Consider the following 13,697-nt stretch of genomic DNA (forward strand, 5'->3'; position numbering starts at 1 on the left):
AGGGTGCATCGAGAGTGTCGGGACATCGTATCTGCAGTCGGTTGAAGGCAGGATGTTCCAGGGATCGCTCAAATCGGGAGGAGACGATTTGGCCAATAGAACGAAACGCATAGCCACCATGTTCGCAATAACGATGGTCGGCACAAGCGCAAGCCTGGCCGGGGGGCCGGTTGACGAAAAGCTCGTTATCGACGGGGAAGTGGAGATCATGACCCGTGTACCGGCGCCGGAAGGGCACCCGTTCGACGAACTGATCTCGGGCTGGCACTACCGCACGGAAGAAACGCGTGATCTGGAGGCCGACAGCTTCCAGAACCCGGGTATGCTCTATGTGGAGCGCGGCGAGGAAATCTGGAACACCGTGGACGGTGCTGCTGGCAAGTCCTGCGCCTCCTGCCACGAGGATTCCGAGGAGTTCCTCAAGGGTCTCGGCGCCAGCTATCCCAAGTGGAATGAGGACGCCGGCAAGCCTTTCAACATCGAGCTTCAGATCAACCAGTGCCGTGAACAGAACATGCAGGCAGAGCCCTACAAGTTCGACGCGGCCGATCAGAAGGCTCTGACGACCTACATCAAGCACCAGTCGCTTGGCATGCCGATGAAAGTCGATCTGAGCGAAGGCGAAATGCAGACCTGGTGGGACAAGGGCAAGGAGCTCTACTACACCCGCACGGGTCAGCTGAACCTGTCCTGTGCCACCTGCCACGAGAACTACAACGGCAACTACATCCGGGCTGACCATCTCAGCCAGGGCAACGTCAACGGGTTCCCGACCTATCGTCTGAAGCAGGCGGACCTTGTCTCCCTGCACAACCGCTTCCGCGGATGTATCCGGGATACGCGGGCAGCCTTCCCGGCCGCCTTCTCCGATGAGCTGATGGCTCTGGAGGTCTATGTGACTTGGCGTGGCTCGGGGCTCGGCATCGAAACCCCGGCGGTTCGCCAGTAGGCTGACCGTTTAAACTCCGGCGCGGTCGCAGCCACCGCGCCGGTTTCTTTCCTGTCGCCGGCGAAGTCCCGCCCGGCCAGCAGGCGGAAACAGAGGGCTGAAAACATCAATGTCCCGAACGTGGGATAACCGGGGTGCACGGCGTCGCCGTGCCTCAACGGGAAAACTGTGCAACCGGCCGGGCATCGGCCGTTGGTTTGGAGTAACTGAGGATGTTCTCAAGACGTGAGTTCCTGATGGCGGCAACCGCGACAAGTGCCTTGCTCGGATCGGGCATGGCAGGATCGTGGTCGCGGCTGATGGCCCAGCAAGCCCTGACGGAAGACCAGCTCCTGGGGATGGACCCGAAAGGCAAGCTCACGCTGGTGCATATCACCGACATCCACGCCCAGCTGAAGCCGATCTACTTTCGCGAACCATCCATCAACCTGGGCATCGGCGACGTCAACGGCAAACCTCCACACGTGACCGGTGCCGATTTCCTGAAGCTCTACAACATCGAAGCCGGGTCGCCGGATGCCTATGCGCTGACCTCGGAAGACTTCGTCTCCCTTGCCAGGAGCTACGGCAAGATGGGCGGCATGGACCGGGTCGCAACCGTGATCAAGCGCATTCGCGCCGAACGCGGCGCCGACAACGTTCTCCTGCTGGATGGCGGCGACACCTGGCAGGGCAGCTACACATCCAACGTCACCCAGGGCGAAGACATGATCACGATCATGAACTCGCTCGAGCCCGACGCCATGACCGGGCACTGGGAATTCACCTACGGCACCGACCGGGTTCAGGAAGTCATCGACAGTCTGCCCTTCGCCTTCCTCGGCTCCAACATCTACGACAACGAATGGGACGAGCCCGCCTTCGAAGCCTGGAAGATGTTTGAACGTGGCGGGTCCAAGGTCGCCGTCATCGGTCAGGCTTTCCCGTATACGCCGATTGCCAACCCGCGCTGGATGATCCCCGGCTGGTCCTTCGGCATCCGCGAGGAAGACATTGCCAAACATGTGACCGAAGCTCGCGACGAGGGCGCTGAAATCGTCGTGCTGCTGTCGCACAACGGCTTTGACGTCGACCGGAAGCTCGCCTCGCGCGTTGACGGCATCGACGTCATCCTGACGGGCCACACGCACGACGCCCTGCCGGAACCGGTCATCGTCAATGACACGCTGGTGATTGCCTCCGGCTCCAACGGCAAGTTTGTCTCCCGGGTCGATCTCGACGTTCAGGACGGCAAGCTGGCCGGGTATGCCTATCGCCTGATCCCGATCTTCTCCGACGTCATCACGCCAGATGCGGACATGGCTGCGCTCATCGATGAGGTTCGCGCGCCCTACGAAGCGGACCTCGCCCGCGTTCTCGGCAAGACCGAGAACCTTCTCTACCGGCGCGGCAACTTCAACGGCACCTTCGACGATCTGATCTGCCAGGCACTCCTGACCGAACGCGACGCCGAAATTGCCCTCTCACCCGGCTTCCGCTGGGGGACATCGCTTCTGCCGGGCCAGGACATCACCTTCGAGGATGTCCATAACGCCTGCGCCATGACCTATCCGGCCGCTTACCGTTCATCGATGACGGGCCGGATGCTGAAGGACATTCTGGAGGATGTCGGCGACAACCTCTTCAACAAGGACCCCTACTACCAGCAGGGTGGTGACATGGTCCGCGTTGGCGGCATGGGCTACACCATCGATCCCGGCAAGGAAATCGGCGAGCGCATCTCGGGCATGACCCTGCTTGCCACCGGAGAAGCCATCGACCCCGCCAGGGAATATGTCGTTGCCGGCTGGGCCTCGGTCAACGAGGGCACGGAAGGCCCGCCCATCTCCGAAGTCGTTGAAGCCTATCTCACAAGCAATCCCGTGGTCAGCCTGCCGGACAACCAGTCCGTCAAGCTGGCAGGATGACGCCATTTCTTCAGAGATCCTGAGGACACGATCATGACTGACAAAACCAACTCCAAGACGCCGGGTCTTTCCAGGCGCTCCCTCTTGAAAGCAGGCTTCGCCGCAGGCGCCGTTGCAGGCACGGCTGGTGCCGCGCGCGCGGCGGGCGATCCATTGATTACCGAGATACAGGACTGGAACCGGTACCTCGGTGACGGTGTGCAGGCGCGCCCTTATGGCACGCCGTCGGAATACGAGGCCCATGTGGTCCGCCGCGACGTGGAGTGGCTGACGGCCTCCACCGAGAGTTCGGTGAACTTCACACCGCTGCACGAACTGGACGGCATCATCACGCCCAATGGCCTGTGTTTCGAGCGCCACCACGGCGGCATTGCCGACATCAATCCTGCAGATCATCGGTTGATGATCAACGGTCTGGTCGACAGCCCCCTCGTCTTCACCATGGAAGACCTGAAGCGCTTCCCGCGCGAGAACCGGGTCTACTTCCTGGAATGTGCCGCCAACTCCGGCATGGAGTGGCGCGGCTCCCAGCTCAACGGCTGTCAGTACACCCACGGCATGGTTCACTGCGTGATGTACACCGGCGTGCCGCTGAAACTGATCCTGGAAGAGGCTGGCCTGAAGACCAATGCCAAATGGGTGATGCCGGAAGGCGCCGATGCCTCGGCCATGACCCGGTCCATCCCGATGGAAAAGGCCCTCGACGACTGCCTGGTTGCCTTCAAGATGAACGGTGAGGCTCTGCGCCCGGAACAAGGTTATCCGCTGCGCCTGGTCGTCCCCGGCTGGGAAGGCAACATGTGGGTGAAATGGCTACGCCGGATCGAAGTCGGCGACGAACCGTGGCACCAGCGCGAGGAAACGTCCAAATACACGGACCTTCTGGAGAACGGCAAGGCCCGCCGCTTCACCTGGGTGATGGATCCCAAGTCCGTCATCACGTCACCTAGCCCGCAGGCCCCGATCAGCCACGGCAAGGGACCGATGGTCATCTCCGGTGTCGCCTGGTCCGGCAACGGACGGATCAAGCGGGTGGATGTGTCGCTTGATGGCGGCCGGAACTGGAAAACCGCCCGCCTCGACGGCCCGAGCCTGTCGAAAGCCATGCATCGCTTTTACCTGGACATCGACTGGGACGGCTCGGACATGCTGATCCAGTCCCGCGCGATGGACGAGCACGGCTTCTTCCAGCCGACCAAGAACGAGCTGCGTGCCGCCCGCGGCGAAAACTCGATCTACCACAACAACGGCATCCAGACCTGGTATGTCAAAGCAGACGGGATGGTGGAAAATGTCGAAGTTTCTTAAAGCCCTCAGCCTAGGAACCGTGCTCGCCACCCTGCCCCTGCTTGCCGCGACGGCCCAGGCGGGAGATGCAGAAAAAGGTGAGAAGGTCTTCAAGAAATGCGCTGCCTGCCACGCGGTCGGGGAAGGCGCAAAGAACAAGGTCGGTCCGGAACTGAACGAGATTTTCGGCCGTACCGCAGGATCGCTTGAGGACTACAAGTATTCCAAGGCGATGATCGAGGCCGGTGGCGGCGGGCTCGTCTGGGACGAGGCAACACTGACGACCTATCTGACCAAGCCCAAGGACATGGTCAAAGGCACCAAGATGGCCTTTGCCGGTCTGAAGAAGCAGGAAGACCTGGACAACGTGATTGCCTATCTGGCCACCTTCTCCAGCGCTGCTGCTCCCGCCGACCAGCAGGGCGCCGCAGAACCTGCTGCCACTGAAACGGAAACCGCCAGCGCCGACACGGCAGCGGAGGCTCCAGCCGTACCAGTGTCCGAAGTCCGTGAAGGTGGCATCTTCGGCCTTGGCCGTGTGGCGACGGAAGACGAGGTCGCCGCTTGGGACATCGACGTTCGCCCAGACGGCAGCGGCTTGCCGGACGGCTCCGGTACGGTGGCCGATGGCGAAGTGCTGTTCACGGACAACTGCGCCGTCTGTCACGGCGATTTTGGCGAAGGTGTCGGCCGCTGGCCGGTTCTGGCCGGTGGCCAGGACACCCTGACCGAGGAACGCCCGGAAAAGACCATCGGCTCCTACTGGCCGTATCTGTCCACGGTCTACGACTATGTCCGCCGCGCCATGCCCTACGGCAACGCCCGTTCCCTGTCGGATGACGACGTTTACGCGTTGACGGCCTATCTCCTTTATCTGAACGACATCGTCGAGGACGAGGACTTCGAATTGTCGAAAGACAACTTCCTGGAGATCCGTCTTCCCAACGAGGAAAACTTCATCGCTGACGATCGCGCCGAAGAGCCGCATTATGCTGCCAAGGCCGAACCCTGCATGAGCGACTGCAAGGACAGCGCGGTCGAGATCACCATGCGCGCCCGTATTCTCGACGTGACCCCGGGATCTGTCGACGACGACGAGGCCTCCGGCATGGGAGGCGTCGACTGACATCGTTTTGCGGCAACGGCCCGTGAAAGAAAGGCCGCCCGCGCAAGGCCGCCGCAGGCTATCCTGCGGCGTTAGGAGGAGGAAACGATGGGAATGTTTTCAAGACTGGCAGTGGCCACTTCGGCCCTGCTGATGCTTGGCTCTGCCGTATTGGCAGGCGACGGCATTCACAAACTTGCCCTGCAGATCAGCGACAATGATCCGCAGAAGATGAACACCGTCTTGAACGTCGCGTCCAATGTGGCGCGCCACTACTCTGAAATCGGCGAGGAGGCCGATATCAAGATTGTTGCCTTCAATGCGGGCCTGCACATGTTCCGGGCGGATACGTCCCCCGTTTCGGACCGCATGAAATCCTTCGTGGAGAGCATGCCGAATGTCGCCTTCGAGGCTTGCGACAACACCCGCCAGGCCATGGCCAAAAAGGAAGGCAAGGACATCGAGTTTCTGGAAGGTGTCGAAGTCGTTCCCGCTGGTGCCGTCACTCTGATGGAGCTGGACGAAGACGGCTACACCATCCTGCGGCCCTAGACAGTCACAAGACCCGCCGTGCGGACAGTTGCAAGGTCCGTACGGCTTCGTCCCTTTCGGCATGTAGCCCGCCGGAACGCCCGGCTTTTGCATTTCCGCAATCAATTGTCAGCCGTTGCAGGTCTTTCTTTTGCACGAAGCATTCGCGTCCGGCATCGGACGGACTTGCTTTCCCCTGTCCTTCTGCCTCAAATGGGAACCAGCAGCAGTTCTAGGCGTTTTGATGGATTGCCAATGGAGATGCCATTTGAATGACCGAAACAGTCCCGTTTCAAACCAATTGCCAAACCTGCCCCCTGAGACGGAAATCCGTATTCCGCTCGCTGGAAGACAAGGAACTGGACTTCATTTCGGATTTCAAGACCGGTGAACTGACGGTCGAAGCCGGAGCAACCATTGTTCAGGAAGAAAACAAGAGCCCGCATCTCTACACCATTCTGGATGGCTGGGCCTTTCGGCACAAGGCTCTGGCGGACGGCCGACGGCAGGTGTTGAACTTTGCCCTTCCGGGCGATCTTGTCGGCCTTCAGCTTGCCGTCCTGAACGAGATGCAGCACACGGTCACCGCCCTTACCGACACCACTTTGTGCGTCTTTCAGCGCGACAGGGTCTGGTCGATCTTCAAGGACTACCCGAGCCTGGCCTTTTCAATGACCTGGATCGCAGCCCGTGAGGAACAGATCCTGGACGGGCACATCATCAGCCTCGGTCAACGTTCTGCCCTGGAACGGCTCGCCTATCTCATCCTGCATCTTTACGACCGCGCAGAGACCATCGGCTATGCGAGCAATCAGGCGCTGGATGCACCGTTTTCCCAAAGTCACCTGTCAGATGCGCTTGGCATCACACCGGTTCACACCAGCCGTACGCTCCGCAAGCTTCAGGAAAAGGGGCTGATCAGCTGGGCCAAGGACCGCATCCGGATCCTGGACAGGGATGCTCTGGAAAAACTTGCCTCATACGAGAGCATGGACGATGAGTGCCGCCCGCTCATCTGAGCGGCGGCCGACATCTTCACGTTTGCTTGAAAGGCATCTTCCAGCGAAAACGAGCGCGTCAGATCAGGGCGCTGATCTGGGCTTTGGTGTAGGGCTTGCTCAGGACCACCTGCCCCTCGAACGCCGTGGGCAGCGGGTCGAGATCGCTGTAACCGCTGGCGAAGATGAACTTCGTCCCCTTTTCCAGCAGCTGGCTGGCGAAAGCCAGGCTGGTATCGTCGCCGATCTTCACATCCAGAATGGCAAAGCTGAACAGCTGAGCTGCCAGTGTTTCCGCCGCTTCCGCAAGATTTGCGAGCGTCTGTACCGGCGAGAACCCGAGCTCTTCCAGCATCATCTGCGTATCGAGCGCGATGATCGGGTTGTCTTCGACAACCAAGGCAGCGCCGCGCGTTGCCAGCACGGCAATAGTGGGTTCCATTGTCACGAGGGTTCTCATCGTCAGACTTGTTGACTTTCCGCACGATGACACGAAATCAATCGCTCCGCATTAACATAAGTTATCGGTGCAGTTAATTTTCCACTTTGATCTCAACCTCCTCCTTTATCGAAAAGAGGCGTGAAACCTTTTCTTAACTCGGGAGTTTACTAGGCGGAGGTAGACACCATGTTCACGCATCGCAAACGAATTCCGACCAACGCCCCTACGGCAATCGCCGTTGCCGCCCTTCTGGCTTCCAGCCTGATTGTGGCTGAACCCCTTTTCACCAACGAAGCGGTCGCGGAAACCGCTCACAACAGCAACACGCCCGCACCGGTAGAAGTTGAACAGAAGGCCGCTCCCAAAGGCGACCTGAAGGTTGAGCTTGCCGACGTGCATGGCCGCCCGATGCGCTGCGTCTCCGGAACGCGCGTAACCACCTGTACCGGCTGGCCGATTTCCCACGGCATGCTGGCATTCAATACCGAGTAAAGAGTTCATGACGCAAAATCGTTGAAAAGCCGCCTTTTTCAGGCGGCTTTTATTTTGCCTTGATCCGTGGCGAACGACACACGACCCCGCTGGAAGGGCCCCACCCGGCAAGCGTTTTGGCAACTGACAAATTGTCCGTATCACCTGTTGGAACCTGGAACCGGTGCCCCCTCACCCACGGCGTCGGACAATTGCAGCCTGGGTGCCACCTTCCATCCGCTCCTGAAAGAAGAAACCCGCGACAACGTTGAACCCGCGGGCATTGGAACGCCGGCACGGGTGGCCTTTGTCATGTCCGCGGGTTCGCAGGATTGCAATTGTCAGTGAGATGCGTCGGCCTCGGGCTCAGGTTCGGAACGCCCGGGCTCTTCGGACTGAGCTGTGTTGTTGATGATCTCCAGCACACTGACCACAACCAGCAGCAACGGCACGGCTATGAATCCGCCGATCGGTCCCCACAGCCAGATCCAGAAGGCAATTGCCAGGAAAACCGCAAAGGGGTTCAGCGTCATCGTCCGGCCGAGAACGGTTGGTGTGACGAACTGCGCTTCGATCAGGTTGAGAACCAGATAGGCCAGCGGCGGCGTCAGGATCTCCACCGCCGTGTATCCCGTCGCAAGTCCGATGCCGCTCATCACCAGGACCATGATCGCCGGCCCCAGATAGACGACGTAGTTCAAGACGCCGGCAAGCATTCCCCACAACAGCGGCGAGGGAACATCGAGCAGCCACATGGTCAGCGCCACGGCCACGCCGAGCCCCGCGTTGATAACGCTGATGGAGATGAGATAGGTGGAAAGACGCGCTTCGATCGTCCGAAACGCGGTCACGATGCAACGTCTGCCTTCACTGTCGGGAGACAGCTGGAGCGCTGCCCTGCGCAGATGCGGGCGGGTCAGCAGAAAGAAATAGAGACTTGCCAGGAACAGGACCACCTGGGCCATGAAGGCCGGTGCGAAATAGAAAACGCTTTCTACCGCGGAGTTGTCATCGACACTCACCTGCATGCCGCCCTTCTGGCCCATGGCACTGCGAAGGTCTTCCTGCAGGCTCGCGACAGACGAAAAGAACCCCTGCCAACTGACCAGTTGCGCCTGCAGCCGTGACCAGATGAGCGGAAGCCTGTCGAGCCAGTCCGACAGCGGTACGACGAAAGCCGCCCCGGCGGTCAGGATCAGAGCGATAAAGACGAGCACCATCCCCCCTGCCGAGAGCCAGCTCGGCACGCCCAGGCGAGACAATCTTTCCATGGGAAGTCCGAAGATCGTGCCGACAACCACCGACAGGAAAACCGGTGCGAAAAACACTTGTGCAAGATCAAGGGAAGCAATCACCACGATGCCACACAGGATGGCCGCGGAGTAGCGGACAACCGGGTCCGATCTGACAGCCTCGCCCACTGTTACGGGGGGAACGAGTCCTGTTACTGCGGGTCGGTCTGGCTGCGCTGTCATCACTGTTTGCTCCGGTGGCCGGCAAGAAGGCGCGGCAATGGGTTAGCCGCGCTCTTCGTCACCTCGTGCCTGCGCTGCCAGAAAGGCCAGACCGCCCAAAGCGGCGGTGATCATCAGGCCTTTTGATTTTGTGAGCTGTGGCAGAACGGAAATGGCAGCGGCCAGGCCCAGTCGCTGCGCGGCCTGACTATGCGCCTTGCGTCTTCGGTCCTTGTGCTTCAGGAAGCTGAGCACCGCCACGAAGACCAGTCCCGTTACGGCCATGAAGACGGCAATCAGCAAAGCCGCCATCGCAGGGCCGAACACCGGCGCCAGAAAGGCGCCGGCTGCCACCACGCCGGCCACATAGGCTGTTGCGAAACAGACTGCCGCAATGCCGCCCAACACGGCATTGCGCTTGGCACGGTGAACCATGCCATTGAAGTCTCGCGAAACAGCCCCGAAGGCCAGCGGTAGGGCGCGCAGGAGCATCAGCGGCGCACCAGCGCTGCAATCAGGAAGCCGACACCGGCGGCAATTCCGATCGACTGCAGCGGACGACGGCGCACTTCAGCAACGAAGGCGCGTTCGTAATTCTGCAGCTCAGCAGACAGATCGCTCAAGGCGTCCTGGGACAATTTGGTCAGATCCTGCCCTGCTTCGGCGGCCTTGGTCTTGTATTCATCCGTCTTGCCCGCGCCGTACTTCTTCAAGGAGCCGGCGAGAGAGGCAATATCGCCGCGAATGCGTTCGATGTTTTCCTCGATCTCACGAGCGCTAACGGTGTCATTGGCAGGATTGGCGGTCGATGCCGTGGCAGTCTTCGCAGTTGCCATCTTGTCGCTCCTGTTTTCAATCGCGTGAGGCCCTGATGACGGGCGACACGCATCGCGTGAATGGAATCAAGCCCGGAATTCGGACACTTGGACACCGCGCTGAACCAAATTGCGCGGTCTGGCTTGTAAACGGCCTTGCGCTCATTTGGTTCCAGACAACACAGCATGAATTGTTGCAGCGGCGTCTTCACGGCTGCCCGTCAGCCGCGCAAGGCCTCGATCAGATCGGATTTGTTCATTGAAGACCTGCCGCTGATGTCGAGCTCCTGTGCCCGTTCATAAAGCGCATCCCTGGTCCAGGTTTCATAAGGTGCGGCCTTGCCACCCTTGCGCGACGGCGCTTGGTGGTCGTTTGCCTGCGCATTGGCAATTCTCGCCGACTTTTCCTTGCTGTAGCCCTTGTCGCGCAGGGCGTCGTAGGTGTCTTCCTTCTTGATGCTGGAGCTGTTTTTGGAAGCCATGGCCGTGTCCTTTCATTTGTTGTTCCGCTGTTTTCAAAACAACCTCAAATGAAAAACGCCGTCTCGCGCAGGATCGTTCCAATATCTCTTCGATGAAAGGACTGGATATAGATCCTTTTATCGAAGTGATAAAAATGAACTATGCCGCCCGAAAGCTCAGACTTATAAAAAATACAAATGCTATTCTTGAAATAATTTCAGATCACATTTTCCATACTGTCAAAAATCGAAATATTTTCAAAAACATGGAACTGAGGACGAGCTGAAGACTTTTCCTATCGAACGTCCGGGCCACGCTCTTGTCAGCAGCACACCCGGACACATCGATCGCCAATCGAAAGCACGAAAGGAAGAACTATGTCGACGTCTCAGGTTCTGAACATCGAAACCCCGAAGGTCGACCAGATCAAGACGGGTGTTTCTGCCGAGGTGCGCGAACAACTGGCGAAGCATCTCTCGGTCATTCTGGCCGAAACCTATATGCTCACGGTGAAATCGCACCTTTACCACTGGAACGTCGTTGGACCGCTGTTCAAGTCGATCCATGACCTCACCGAAGAGCACTATGAAAATCTCTTTGCCGCGACAGACGACCTTGCCGAGCGCATTCGTGCCCTTGGACACCGGGCGCCGGTCAATGTCGACGAAGGCAAATTGAACCTGACCGTCAGCCTGCCGGCCGGCGGCATGCCCAATGCCTTCGAAATGATCGAGGATCTGGTTCGCAGTCATGAAATGATCGCTGCCGAAATGCGCGACATGGCAGCCTACGCCGGCGACAATAGCGACCCGGTGACGGAGGATCTTCTGACCCAGCGCATCACATTCCACGACAAGGCAGCCTGGATGCTGAGGGCCGTCATTACCGAATGACCGTTCCTCACCGGCATCCCGGATAACTTGCAAGACGACAAAGGTCCGTCTGCCGCGAGACGGCAGGCGGCCTTTGGCGTATGCACCAACTCAGTTTCAACCGTGTGATACCATGATCAGCGTATCGAAACGATTTGCCGGGTTCCGGACGCCTGCAAGCGTCCTGGAAGACCGGCACCTGTCGAATGAGCAAAAGCGGACAGCCTTGCTGGCCTGGCGGGCCAGCCTGCGCAAGGCACCTCGGGCAATTTCTCGGGACGGCCGGTCTCCAGCCGAACTGATCGAAGAAATCGACGAGGCCCTGAAGGCGCTTCGCCGCGAAAAGACTTCGCTCGGCAAAGGGTCATAAAGCTTCGCTCGTCGCAGGAGTAACGCACCTCTGTCGGCCCTGCCTGCAGTTAACGGCACGGGCGTCTAAGAAGTTGTCTTCCTGACCGGAAACTCGATGACGCAACTCACGCCTTCGGGAGCGAAGTCGATGGTAACGTCGCCGTCGAGCGCCGGCCCCACCAAACGCTCAAGCAACATCCGCCCGAAGCCGTTGCGCCTTGGCGGCACCACTTCCGGACCGCCACGTTCCTTCCAGACCAGCCTGATCTTTCCATCTACGGTCGTCCACGACACCGACAGTTTGCCCCCGAGCACTGACAAGGCGCCATATTTGGCGGCATTGGTCGTCAGCTCATGCAGGGCAAGGCCAAGGTTCTGCGCCGCATCCGCCGTAATCGAATGCGGATCGCCCTCGATCTCGATCTGCGGGCTTCCCGGGTCGATCGATTGCGCCAGATGCGCCAGCACGAGTTCTTTCAGGTCAGCGCCGTACCAGGACTGCGACACCAGAAGATCATGACTGGCCGCCATCGCCTGGAGTCGTGCGGCAAAACTTTCGACAAATTCCTCGGTGTTGTCCGAACGCGCTGCTGTCTGGCGTGCCATCGCCTGAATGACCGCAAGCAGGTTCTTGGAGCGATGCGTCAGTTCCCGCATGACGAGATGCATCTGACGTTCGTTTTCCCGCTTGTGGGTCAGGTCGATGGAGATGCCGATCAGGCCGGCAATCCGGCCTTCCTTGTCGCGCGAAGGCTCCATGCGCATGTTGTAGCTGCGATTGACCCCGTTCATGTCCATGTCGAATTCGATGACGGCGCTTTCACCTGTCTCGAGGACCTTCTTCTTCACCGGAATGAGTTTCAGCTGATCTTCTTCCGGAAACAGCTCATCATCGCTTTTGCCGATGAAGAAATCCGGTTTGAAACCGGGCGACGGATTGACGACATGAATATATTTCAGGTCCAGATCCTGTTCGAACACAGTTGTAAGCGAGCCGTCGAGCGCCTTTTCGAAACGCCGGTTTGCCTCCGCAAGCTGACTTGCCAGCGAGGCGAGACGGATCTCATAGAGATTCTTCTCGGTCATATCGATGGCCGTGCACAGCACACCATCAATTTCACCACTGCTGTCGCGTGTCGGATGCACGATCAGGTCCAGCGAAACTGTTCCCGTTTCTTCGCTGTCGAGCGCGAAATAGGTGGAAGCGGTCTCGCCGGTTTCCATTACCTGGCGCTTGACCGGTTCCAGTTCCGCCGCGGTCTCTTCCGGCAGCAGATCCTGATCGGTACACCCGATGACGTCATCGGCTTCCTTGCCGAACCGCGGATTGTGGATCCACGTGTAGCGCAGATCCTTGTCCTGTGTGAAAACGGAGATGTTGGATCCGGTCAACGCGGTCTCGAACCGCTCGTTGATCCGCCTTATCTCCCGCCGCGATCTGCCGACCTTGTCGGAAAGCTGGAGATTTTCAGCCTTCAGCATATCGTTGGCCCGCTCCAGATCCTTGAGCGAGGGAATAGCCAGCAGCATCGGCCGCACCCGCCAGACAACCACGGCTGTTGCCACCGAGACAAGGGCTGTTACCAGCTTGATCAGACCTTGTGCGCCGTAGATCGGCCACCAGAGCGTTACCAGGGCTGTCAGATGGGTCAGCGCACACGCCAGAATGAAGGCGATGAACAGGTAACCGATCTTGCGGGAATTGCCTTGAATGTCCGGGCGCTTGCGCAGAAACCCGAAGATCATCAGGGGAATGGCAATATAGGCCAACGCAATCAGGGCATCGGAGATTGCATGAATGGCCACGAGATCCGGACGCCAGAGCAGGCAGTATCCATGCGGCATGAAGGTGGCCGCACCAAACAGATAGGACACGATTTCAGACATTTCGAATTTGCTCCGTCATCCGGGCATATAAACTTTCGCGGCCGTCCCGCATCGGAAAAGCCGCCCCCGCGCCGGTGCGCCAGCAAACATTCGAAGCTGGCAGCAACCGCAATTCATTCGGAACCTTTGACCTCAGGAACCGTTTTCCAGATGTCAGAAAGACAAG

Annotated in this window: 15 protein-coding genes; 9 read left to right on the forward strand and 6 right to left on the reverse strand. The window is 59.2% G+C overall.

What is annotated here, in order from left to right; all coding sequences use genetic code 11:
- Nucleotides 1-118 precede the first annotated feature (118 nt).
- The 6 genes from soxA to Q666_RS44065 all read left to right on the forward strand — a co-directional run bounded on the left by soxA (nucleotide 119) and on the right by Q666_RS44065 (nucleotide 6,798).
- Nucleotides 119-949, forward strand: a complete 831-nt coding sequence (gene soxA / locus Q666_RS44040; protein ID WP_023003229.1) for a sulfur oxidation c-type cytochrome SoxA — start codon at nucleotides 119-121, stop codon at nucleotides 947-949.
- Nucleotides 950-1,161: 212 nt separating this feature from the next.
- Nucleotides 1,162-2,856, forward strand: coding sequence for a thiosulfohydrolase SoxB (gene soxB, locus Q666_RS44045; protein WP_023003228.1), 1,695 nt, complete (start codon nucleotides 1,162-1,164; stop codon nucleotides 2,854-2,856).
- A gap of 33 nt (nucleotides 2,857-2,889) precedes the next feature.
- On the forward strand, nucleotides 2,890-4,164 hold the full coding sequence (gene soxC, locus Q666_RS44050) for a sulfite dehydrogenase (RefSeq protein WP_023003227.1): 1,275 nt from the start codon (nucleotides 2,890-2,892) through the stop codon (nucleotides 4,162-4,164).
- Entirely contained in the window at nucleotides 4,148-5,269 is a 1,122-nt protein-coding gene (locus tag Q666_RS44055; protein WP_031270385.1) for a c-type cytochrome, read from the forward strand. The genes soxC and Q666_RS44055 overlap by 17 nt, the downstream gene beginning before the upstream one ends.
- Nucleotides 5,270-5,362: 93 nt before the next feature.
- Nucleotides 5,363-5,800, forward strand: coding sequence for a DsrE family protein (locus Q666_RS44060; protein WP_023014501.1), 438 nt, complete (start codon nucleotides 5,363-5,365; stop codon nucleotides 5,798-5,800).
- 251 nt (nucleotides 5,801-6,051) lie between these two features.
- Nucleotides 6,052-6,798: a Crp/Fnr family transcriptional regulator gene (locus Q666_RS44065; protein ID WP_023003224.1), complete on the forward strand. Its 747-nt coding sequence runs from the start codon at nucleotides 6,052-6,054 to the stop codon at nucleotides 6,796-6,798.
- 58 nt (nucleotides 6,799-6,856) lie between these two features.
- Here Q666_RS44065 and Q666_RS44070 read toward each other — a convergent pair whose 3' ends face one another.
- Nucleotides 6,857-7,219: a response regulator gene (locus Q666_RS44070; protein ID WP_051990105.1), complete on the reverse strand. Its 363-nt coding sequence runs from the start codon at nucleotides 7,217-7,219 to the stop codon at nucleotides 6,857-6,859.
- Nucleotides 7,220-7,405: 186 nt separating this feature from the next.
- Between Q666_RS44070 and Q666_RS44075 the strand changes: the two genes are divergently transcribed.
- Nucleotides 7,406-7,711 carry a hypothetical protein gene (locus tag Q666_RS44075; RefSeq protein ID WP_023003222.1) on the forward strand — a complete coding sequence of 102 codons (306 nt, stop codon included), beginning with the start codon at nucleotides 7,406-7,408 and terminating at the stop codon, nucleotides 7,709-7,711.
- 320 nt (nucleotides 7,712-8,031) lie between these two features.
- Here the strand turns inward: Q666_RS44075 and Q666_RS44085 are convergent, their stop codons facing one another.
- The 4 genes from Q666_RS44085 to Q666_RS44100 all read right to left on the reverse strand — a co-directional run bounded on the left by Q666_RS44085 (nucleotide 8,032) and on the right by Q666_RS44100 (nucleotide 10,441).
- Nucleotides 8,032-9,165 carry an AI-2E family transporter gene (locus Q666_RS44085; RefSeq protein ID WP_051990102.1) on the reverse strand — a complete coding sequence of 378 codons (1,134 nt, stop codon included), beginning with the start codon at nucleotides 9,163-9,165 and terminating at the stop codon, nucleotides 8,032-8,034.
- Between the two features lie 42 nt (nucleotides 9,166-9,207).
- The gene (locus Q666_RS44090; RefSeq protein WP_023003219.1) at nucleotides 9,208-9,636 is read right to left on the reverse strand and encodes a hypothetical protein; all 429 of its coding nucleotides are present in this window, start codon (nucleotides 9,634-9,636) and stop codon (nucleotides 9,208-9,210) included.
- Complete coding sequence (locus Q666_RS44095; protein ID WP_023003218.1) at nucleotides 9,636-9,980, reverse strand: DUF883 family protein; 345 nt, start codon at nucleotides 9,978-9,980, stop codon at nucleotides 9,636-9,638. Before Q666_RS44095 ends, Q666_RS44090 begins: the two co-directional genes overlap by 1 nt.
- A 200-nt stretch (nucleotides 9,981-10,180) precedes the next feature.
- Entirely contained in the window at nucleotides 10,181-10,441 is a 261-nt protein-coding gene (locus Q666_RS44100; RefSeq protein WP_023003217.1) for a Rho termination factor N-terminal domain-containing protein, read from the reverse strand.
- A gap of 357 nt (nucleotides 10,442-10,798) precedes the next feature.
- Between Q666_RS44100 and Q666_RS44105 the strand changes: the two genes are divergently transcribed.
- Nucleotides 10,799-11,314 carry a DNA starvation/stationary phase protection protein gene (locus Q666_RS44105; RefSeq protein WP_023003215.1) on the forward strand — a complete coding sequence of 172 codons (516 nt, stop codon included), beginning with the start codon at nucleotides 10,799-10,801 and terminating at the stop codon, nucleotides 11,312-11,314.
- Nucleotides 11,315-11,426: 112 nt separating this feature from the next.
- On the forward strand, nucleotides 11,427-11,663 hold the full coding sequence (locus Q666_RS44110) for a hypothetical protein (protein ID WP_023003214.1): 237 nt from the start codon (nucleotides 11,427-11,429) through the stop codon (nucleotides 11,661-11,663).
- A gap of 65 nt (nucleotides 11,664-11,728) precedes the next feature.
- On the opposite strand, the gene Q666_RS44115 is transcribed toward Q666_RS44110, so the two are convergent.
- Entirely contained in the window at nucleotides 11,729-13,531 is a 1,803-nt protein-coding gene (locus Q666_RS44115; RefSeq protein WP_023003213.1) for a PAS domain-containing protein, read from the reverse strand.
- Nucleotides 13,532-13,697 lie beyond the last annotated feature (166 nt).

Origin of the sequence: Labrenzia sp. C1B70 (genome assembly GCF_000475395.1) — a bacterium.
Classification (GTDB): Bacteria; Pseudomonadota; Alphaproteobacteria; order Rhizobiales; family Stappiaceae; genus Roseibium; species Roseibium algicola.

Excerpts from the sequence above, each read along its gene's own strand:
- soxA (WP_023003229.1), top strand. The coding sequence starts at position 119 with ATGTTCGCAATAACGATGGTCGGCACAAGCGCAAGCCTGGCCGGGGGG.
- soxB (WP_023003228.1), top strand. The coding sequence starts at position 1,162 with ATGTTCTCAAGACGTGAGTTCCTGATGGCGGCAACCGCGACAAGTGCC.
- soxC (WP_023003227.1), top strand. The coding sequence starts at position 2,890 with ATGACTGACAAAACCAACTCCAAGACGCCGGGTCTTTCCAGGCGCTCC.
- Q666_RS44055 (WP_031270385.1), top strand. The coding sequence starts at position 4,148 with ATGTCGAAGTTTCTTAAAGCCCTCAGCCTAGGAACCGTGCTCGCCACC.
- Q666_RS44060 (WP_023014501.1), top strand. The coding sequence starts at position 5,363 with ATGTTTTCAAGACTGGCAGTGGCCACTTCGGCCCTGCTGATGCTTGGC.
- Q666_RS44065 (WP_023003224.1), top strand. The coding sequence starts at position 6,052 with ATGACCGAAACAGTCCCGTTTCAAACCAATTGCCAAACCTGCCCCCTG.
- Q666_RS44070 (WP_051990105.1), bottom strand. The coding sequence starts at position 7,219 with ATGGAACCCACTATTGCCGTGCTGGCAACGCGCGGCGCTGCCTTGGTT.
- Q666_RS44075 (WP_023003222.1), top strand. The coding sequence starts at position 7,406 with ATGTTCACGCATCGCAAACGAATTCCGACCAACGCCCCTACGGCAATC.
- Q666_RS44085 (WP_051990102.1), bottom strand. The coding sequence starts at position 9,165 with ATGACAGCGCAGCCAGACCGACCCGCAGTAACAGGACTCGTTCCCCCC.
- Q666_RS44090 (WP_023003219.1), bottom strand. The coding sequence starts at position 9,636 with ATGCTCCTGCGCGCCCTACCGCTGGCCTTCGGGGCTGTTTCGCGAGAC.
- Q666_RS44095 (WP_023003218.1), bottom strand. The coding sequence starts at position 9,980 with ATGGCAACTGCGAAGACTGCCACGGCATCGACCGCCAATCCTGCCAAT.
- Q666_RS44100 (WP_023003217.1), bottom strand. The coding sequence starts at position 10,441 with ATGGCTTCCAAAAACAGCTCCAGCATCAAGAAGGAAGACACCTACGAC.
- Q666_RS44105 (WP_023003215.1), top strand. The coding sequence starts at position 10,799 with ATGTCGACGTCTCAGGTTCTGAACATCGAAACCCCGAAGGTCGACCAG.
- Q666_RS44110 (WP_023003214.1), top strand. The coding sequence starts at position 11,427 with ATGATCAGCGTATCGAAACGATTTGCCGGGTTCCGGACGCCTGCAAGC.
- Q666_RS44115 (WP_023003213.1), bottom strand. The coding sequence starts at position 13,531 with ATGTCTGAAATCGTGTCCTATCTGTTTGGTGCGGCCACCTTCATGCCG.